Origin of the sequence: Acinetobacter sp. YH12226 (genome assembly GCF_013417805.1) — a bacterium.
In the GTDB taxonomy this organism is placed as follows: domain Bacteria; phylum Pseudomonadota; class Gammaproteobacteria; order Pseudomonadales; family Moraxellaceae; genus Acinetobacter.
On sequence record NZ_VPDG01000009.1, the window covers coordinates 102,968 to 109,926 of the forward strand.

General features: G+C 43.9%; 9 protein-coding genes. 5 read left to right on the top strand and 4 right to left on the bottom strand.

What is annotated here, in order from left to right; translation table 11 throughout:
• Positions 1-16: 16 nt before the first annotated feature.
• Positions 17-610: a nucleoside triphosphate pyrophosphatase gene (locus tag FTV08_RS10580; protein WP_180087281.1), complete on the bottom strand. Its 594-nt coding sequence runs from the start codon at positions 608-610 to the stop codon at positions 17-19.
• Positions 610-993 (bottom strand): DUF2237 family protein, encoded by a 384-nt coding sequence (locus FTV08_RS10585; protein ID WP_004279857.1) that lies wholly within the window; start codon positions 991-993, stop codon positions 610-612. The genes FTV08_RS10580 and FTV08_RS10585 overlap by 1 nt, the downstream gene beginning before the upstream one ends.
• A gap of 139 nt (positions 994-1,132) precedes the next feature.
• Between FTV08_RS10585 and FTV08_RS10590 the strand changes: the two genes are divergently transcribed.
• The 4 genes from FTV08_RS10590 (at position 1,133) to FTV08_RS10605 (ending at position 4,850) form a co-directional block, all read left to right on the top strand.
• Positions 1,133-2,320, top strand: a complete 1,188-nt coding sequence (locus FTV08_RS10590; protein WP_004279856.1) for a phosphoglycerate kinase — start codon at positions 1,133-1,135, stop codon at positions 2,318-2,320.
• 154 nt (positions 2,321-2,474) lie between these two features.
• On the top strand, positions 2,475-2,753 hold the full coding sequence (locus FTV08_RS10595; RefSeq protein WP_004729831.1) for a hypothetical protein: 279 nt from the start codon (positions 2,475-2,477) through the stop codon (positions 2,751-2,753).
• 119 nt (positions 2,754-2,872) lie between these two features.
• A complete protein-coding gene (gene fba, locus FTV08_RS10600) occupies positions 2,873-3,910 on the top strand; it encodes a class II fructose-bisphosphate aldolase (RefSeq protein WP_004279853.1) in 1,038 nt (345 codons plus the stop codon).
• A gap of 85 nt (positions 3,911-3,995) precedes the next feature.
• The gene (locus FTV08_RS10605) at positions 3,996-4,850 is read left to right on the top strand and encodes an EamA family transporter (RefSeq protein WP_180087282.1); all 855 of its coding nucleotides are present in this window, start codon (positions 3,996-3,998) and stop codon (positions 4,848-4,850) included.
• Here the strand turns inward: FTV08_RS10605 and FTV08_RS16250 are convergent.
• Together FTV08_RS16250 and nfsB are read right to left on the bottom strand one after the other, a co-directional pair.
• Positions 4,813-5,040 carry a hypothetical protein gene (locus tag FTV08_RS16250; protein WP_004646744.1) on the bottom strand — a complete coding sequence of 76 codons (228 nt, stop codon included), beginning with the start codon at positions 5,038-5,040 and terminating at the stop codon, positions 4,813-4,815. The two genes, FTV08_RS10605 and FTV08_RS16250, sit on opposite strands and share 38 nt — an antisense overlap.
• A 106-nt stretch (positions 5,041-5,146) precedes the next feature.
• Entirely contained in the window at positions 5,147-5,800 is a 654-nt protein-coding gene (nfsB, locus tag FTV08_RS10615; RefSeq protein ID WP_039902155.1) for an oxygen-insensitive NAD(P)H nitroreductase, read from the bottom strand.
• A gap of 243 nt (positions 5,801-6,043) precedes the next feature.
• On the opposite strand from nfsB, the gene hpaI reads away from it, so the two are divergent.
• On the top strand, positions 6,044-6,838 hold the full coding sequence (gene hpaI / locus FTV08_RS10620) for a 4-hydroxy-2-oxoheptanedioate aldolase (RefSeq protein WP_005107174.1): 795 nt from the start codon (positions 6,044-6,046) through the stop codon (positions 6,836-6,838).
• Positions 6,839-6,959 lie beyond the last annotated feature (121 nt).

A 6,959-nucleotide genomic window follows, 5' to 3' on the forward strand; every position in this document is an offset into this window, starting at 1 on the left:
AATTTAAAGGGAGAGATTAAGGAACCAGAATTTTTAATTCACGAAGAATATGACAGAGCTTGATCATTGGCATGCCCATCAGCGTGGTCTGATCTTGTCCGATCATTTCTTCAAACAAGCTGATACCGAGGCTTTCACATTTGAAACTGCCTGCACAATGCAAAGGTTGTTCAATTTCGACATAACGCTCGATTTCGACCTGAGACAGTTTGCGGAACTTGACTTTATAGTGTTCAACCAGACTTTGTTCAAAACCGGTCGATAGCTGCTGCACACTGAGCGCAGTACTAAAATAGACAATCTTGTCCGAGTTGGCTTGTAGCTGGCGAATGGCCTTTTCAGTCGTTAACGGTTTGCCAATAAAAATATCCGGCGCACCTTCACGCCATGCCACCTGATCTGAGCCGATCACAATCGCTTCTGGATTTTGTTCAGCAGTATATCTGGCTTTCTCAAAAGCCAGTCGTTGTGCCAGATCATCTGCGTGATTTTCCCCGCGAGGAGATTCATCAATATCCGGTACCATGGAAATATAATTAATATGCAGACGATCCATCAGCGCTTTGCGGGTTTGACTGGACGATGCCAAGATAATCTGTGCAGAATTCATTAGACAGCATATTCCTCAAGAATATTTAACGGTACATACGCCAGAACAGCTTTGTGACAGGCTTGTAGCTTGATCGGTGGAGCTTGACCCGCTTCATAGGCTTCGACCCAGCGCGTTACGCAGATACACCAGAAATCGCCAGGTTGCAGGCCCGGGAAATCCAGTTCGGGCAAAGGCGTAATCAGGTCATTACCGACTTTTTGAGAAAAATTCAGAAATTCTGAGGTCATTTGCGCGCAAACCGTATGCTGGCCCAGATCGGTGGTCGCAGTATGGCAAAAGCCATTGCGGAAATATCCGGTAATCGGATCGAAGCAACAGCTGGACAAAGGCTCACCTAACACGTTCAAACGGTTAAGATTTGGATCAGGATGTATCGACATAGGGACTGAATCTAAAAGAGGCTTTTTTCTATCATAACAAAACTTTGGCATTCATAATGTTTTCTGCAAAAGATGCTAACCTTTTTCTGCATAATCATTTAAAATCGCCTGGTTTTAATATCTATAAAGTGAGCTCTACATGAACTTTCAGCGTATGACTGACCTCGATTTAGCAGGTAAACGTGTTCTGATCCGTGAAGATTTAAACGTTCCTGTTAAAAATGGTGTGATCACCAGCGATGCGCGTCTTCGTGCAGCATTGCCAACGATTAAAGCAGCACTAGAAAAAGGCGCTGCAGTCATGGTGTATTCTCATCTGGGTCGTCCGGTTGAAGGTGAGCCTAAAGCTGAACAGTCACTTGCTCCTGTAGCGGCTTACTTGACTGAAGCTTTGGGCCAAGAAGTAAAACTGTTTACTGACTATTTAGATGGCGTTGATGTTCAGCCAGGTCAGGTAGTTCTACTGGAAAATTGCCGTTTTAACGTCGGCGAGAAGAAAAACAATCCTGAACTTGCAGCAAAATATGCAGCATTGTGTGATGTATTCGTGATGGATGCCTTTGGTACAGCACACCGTGCAGAAGCATCTACTGAAGGCGTAGCGCGTCTGGCTAAAGTTGCAGCTGCAGGTCCTTTACTGGCAGCTGAACTTGATGCGCTTGGTCGTGCACTGCAAACCCCTGAAAAGCCAATGGTGGCGATTGTTGCAGGTTCTAAAGTCTCTACCAAGCTAGATGTTTTAACCTCACTTTCTGACATTTGTGATCAATTGATCGTCGGTGGTGGTATTGCCAACACGTTCCTTGCTGCGGCCGGTTATAACGTGGGCAAATCATTGTGTGAAAAGGATCTGATCGATACGGCAAAAGCCATTGCTGCAAAAGTAGCAGTTCCACTTCCTACTGACGTTGTGGTTGCAGATGCCTCTGAAATTAACTTTGAAGACTTCCTGGGTTCATTGGCTGCTGCAAAAGCAACGGTGAAAAACGTTGCAGATGTTGCTGATAACGACATGATTCTGGATGTAGGCCCAGAAACTGCGAAAGCATTTGCAGAAATCCTGAAAACCTCTAAAACCATTCTTTGGAATGGCCCAGTCGGCGTATTTGAAGTAGATCAATTCGGTGAAGGTACTAAAACTTTATCTTTAGCGATTGCTGAATCTGAAGGTTTTTCGATTGCGGGCGGTGGGGATACACTTGCTGCGATTGATAAATATGAAGTGGCTGACAAAATTGGTTATATCTCGACGGGTGGCGGTGCATTCCTTGAATTCGTTGAAGGTAAAACCCTTCCTGCTGTTGCAGTACTTCTAGAACGTGCTTAATTGTATGTCCTAAGCTAAAAAGCTGGCCCAGTGCCAGCTTTTTTTATGTCATTTTTTTGACAGTGAAAATTTACCCTTCATGGCTTCGTCATTAAAATGCAATAAATCTGTCATAAGATGCAGTCATTAAATCACCAAATGACGAGAATACGTGATGAAGAAACAGTTAACTATTGCAGTATTATTAGCAGCATCTCTGGCATTGACTGCGTGTGCAAAACAGGAAAGTGCACCAGAAGCTGAAGCAGAAAGCTCGGCAGCCGTGGCAGATCAGGCTGTAACTCCAGAACAGCAAGCTGCCATTGATGCCATTGACCAGCCAATTTTAGATGAAAAAAATACCGATATTCCAGCTGAAGTTGCCAATGCGCCAGCCGACGAAGCGACTGCAGACGAGTCAGTTGCTGCGACTTCAGAGCCTGTAGCACCTTAATCCGGTTAATGTGACACAAAATCCCTGCAAATGCAGGGATTTTTTTTAAATAGTGTTATTTGTTGCTGAATTGAAACCTTTGAACATGTAGAATATGTGGCATTCACTGGGAGGATATTATGGCTCTTATTTCATTGCGCCAGCTCTTGGATCACGCCGGCGAACATGCTTACGGCGTACCAGCATTTAACGTAAACAACTTAGAACAAATGCGTGCAATTATGCTTGCAGCAGATGCAACCAATTCACCTGTTATCGTACAAGCATCTGCGGGTGCGCGTAAATATGCAGGCGCTCCGTTCTTGCGTCACCTAATTTTGGCTGCAATTGAAGAATGGCCACATATTCCAGTGGTAATGCATCAAGACCACGGTACCAGTCCTGACATTTGTCAACGTTCAATCCAGTTAGGCTTTTCATCAGTGATGATGGACGGCTCACTGGGTGAAGACGGTAAAACACCAACTTCATATGAATATAACGTTGATGTGACTCGCCGTACAGTTCAAATGGCACATGCGTGTGGCGTATCTGTTGAAGGTGAAATCGGTTGTTTGGGTAGCCTTGAAACAGGTATGGCGGGTGAAGAAGATGGTGTAGGCGCAGAAGGCGTACTGGATCATTCTCAACTCCTGACTTCAGTTGAAGAAGCGCGTAGCTTCGTTGCTGATACCAATGTTGATGCGCTTGCAATTGCAGTAGGTACTTCACACGGTGCGTACAAGTTCACGCGTCCACCTACAGGTGATATTCTTGCGATTGACCGCATTAAGGAAATTCACGCAGCACTTCCAAACACGCATCTTGTCATGCACGGTTCAAGCTCTGTGCCACAAGAATGGTTGGCAGTGATTAACCAGTATGGCGGCGACATCAAGGAAACTTACGGTGTTCCGGTTGAGCAGCTGGTTGAAGCGATCAAACACGGCGTGCGTAAAATCAACATCGATACTGACTTGCGTTTAGCATCTACCGGTGCAATGCGTCGTATGATGGCAGAAAAACCAAGCGAATTCGATCCACGTAAATTCTTCAGCGCAACTGTAGATGCAATGAAGCAAATCTGTATCGATCGTTACGAAGCTTTCGGTACTGCAGGCAATGCAGACAAGATTCGCCCAATTTCTTTAGAGAAAATGGTGTCACACTATAAATAATTCCCAGTGAATCATTTATAAAAAAAGCCCACTGCAAATGTGGGCTTTTTTGTAGACTCATAAATATCAAGAATAAGAGCAGCATATGGAACTGATTTTCGCAGCAGCGCTATGCAGCGTTGCGGTCTCAATATTATTAAAAGTCGCCAAAAATAAGGACTTGAGTCAGATACACATGATTAGCTGGAACTATATGACAGCCAGTCTCTTGTGTTTTTTCTGGTTTAAGCCTGATATTCAGCATATTTCAATGTCTCAGACACCTTGGTTGCTTATTCTGGCTCTGGGCATTTTACTTCCGAGCGTATTTCTGTTTCTGGCCAAGGCTTTGCAAACGGCTGGAATTTTAAAAACCGAAATTGCCCAGCGACTCTCGGTAGTTTTGTCACTGGCTGCAGCCTATTTCATTTTTCAGGAACAATTTAATCAGCTGAAAATACTCGGGATCGCTTTAGGCATTGGCGCAGTGTTGTGCATCCTGTTTTCACATCGACAAAGTACAGGACAGGGCAATCAGGGAATGTTGTATCTGGGCTTGGTCTGGGTCGGTTATGCGCTAATAGATGTATTGTTGAAATATACAACCAGTCTGGGCCTCCAATTCGCGGTGGCGCTGAATCTAATGTTTGTTTGTGCCCTGATCATTTCGATGGGCTATCTGTTAATCAAATATAAAAGCTTGGGCTCGATGCAGAATATCGGCGCTGGTCTGTTATTGGGTTTCCTGAATTTTGCCAATATTGCTTTCTATGTCAAAGCCCATATGCTGCTTAAGGATTCACCTGCGATCGTCTTTGCTGGCATGAATATTCTGGTGGTGGTATTTGGTGTGATAGCAGGTCTGGTATTCTTTAAAGAACGGCTCAAACCTGCAAGTACTCTAGGATTACTGCTAGGCTTGACTAGTGTGATTTGCCTAGCTTATGCAATGTCTGCTTGACATAAGAGGATGCAAATTCAATCGGATGTCGGAGCAGGTCACCTGCTTCGGCCAGTCCAAGCAATAAACCGGACTGTTGGCAGTCTGGACAGTGCGGATAACGATGCTGTTGCTCTTTATAGTGCTGGAGATAAATTTTATCGCAATGATGGCATTCAAATTTCAGGGATTTGGATGTAAGGAGCGACATAGATGACCTCTATTGTTATTCTATTAGATGTAAATTAAATAAAGCAAAAAATAGGCCCGAATTGACATGGAAAGGGGCGCTTGACCCCTTTTATAGCATAAATTCCTTACAGTTTGGTGAAAATATCTTCAGCGGCAAGACGTGATTTAGGGAGTTTGGCATTGAAATCATTTTCACTGCGATAGCCTAAAGTCAGCAATACAGAAGGGATCAAACCCTGTTCTGCAAGTTGTAATTCTTCACTAATCATCTCTTCGTCAAAGCCGCCAATTGGTGTGGCATCAACCCCTTCAATTCCGGCAGCCAAGAGCATTTGACCGAGTGCAATGAAGGTCTGGTTTTCAGCCCAACGCTGAATATCACCTTTTTCATTACGATAATAATGAATATAACCTGCACGGGTATTTTTCTGACCTTCTTTGGCTGATTCATCTTTAAAACGGCCACTGAGATCATCGCGGTTCAATAAGTTTTCTAGATGCAACTCATTAATATCGGCCTTGGTGCAGAATAAAATGGTATGTGAAGAATCCAGAACTTTGGGTGCATTGTAGGCATAAGTACCAACCAAGGCTTTGGCAATGCGCTGTTTGGCGGCATCATGATCGGCAATAAAAAAATGCCAAGGCTGAATATTGATCGAAGAGGGTGCCAGACGCAAAATTTCTAACAAGCGTTCAAACTGTTCTGCTGGGATTTTCTTGCTAGGATCATAGGCTTTAGTGGTATAGCGGGTCTGTGTGATCTTGAGTAAATCCATCAATGGACTCCAATCTTTTTAAATAAACAGCGAGTAGAAGTTTTAAATATATACATTTTTCACATCCCCTGATTATTACAATAAAAAAGCATCAGGCAAAGCCTGTTTTGAGATGATCTTGAGCTGGATTCAAGCAAAACTTAGAGTTAAATCAGATTAAAATCCAGTTTTTGTCTATTGGCACTTTTAAGCGAGAAGCGTTTAATAAGAGGCATCGCCAGCAACATGCAAATAGGTTAGCGGATGCAAGTGACCAATTACTTTAAACACAAACTGAAAACCCAGCAGCAAATCGGCTTATGGATTGGATTGGCAGATGCCTATGGAACCGAGATTGCGGCAAATGCAGGTTATGACTGGCTGCTGATTGATGGTGAGCATGCACCCAGTGATTTGAGAACGACTTTGTCGCAACTGCAAAGTATTGCTGCTTATCCCTCGCAAGCAGTGGTACGACCACCCATTGGTAGCGTACAACTGATCAAGCAACTCCTTGATATCGGTGCACAAACGCTGTTGATTCCGATGGTAGAAACCGTGGAACAGGCCGAACTCATGGTCAGGGCAGTCCGTTATCCGCCTGAAGGAATTCGTGGCGTTGGTGCTGCACTGGCACGTGCCACCCGCTGGAACAGCATTCCAAATTATTATCAGACGGCACATGAAGAAATCTGTTTATTAATCCAGATTGAATCGGTCACAGGACTTGAAAATCTGGATGCTATTCTTCAGATCGACGGGATTGATGGCGTGTTTATTGGCGCCGTTGATCTATCTGCCACTATGGGTTATCAAGGTGATCCGAATCATCCTGAAGTACAAAAAGCTGTAATTGATGCAATCCAGCGGATTCGTTCTGCAGGCAAAGCTGCAGGAATTCTGTCAACCCAGCATGAAGTGACGCAAAAATATATCGAACTTGGCACTGAGTTTGTAGCAGTGGGCGTAGATACCAGTATTTTGATGAATTCCTTGCGTGATCTATTGGGGAAATATAAAAAGGATATCAATGTGATTAATCCGACTAGCGGTTATTAGGGTGTGTTGACACTTTTAGCTTAAAAAAATAGCGAAGTAGTAAAATCAAATCGCCAAACCCAATTTTACTATTCGCTATGCCTCGTACCATGCTGACAGATCAACACTGGCAAAAGTTGAA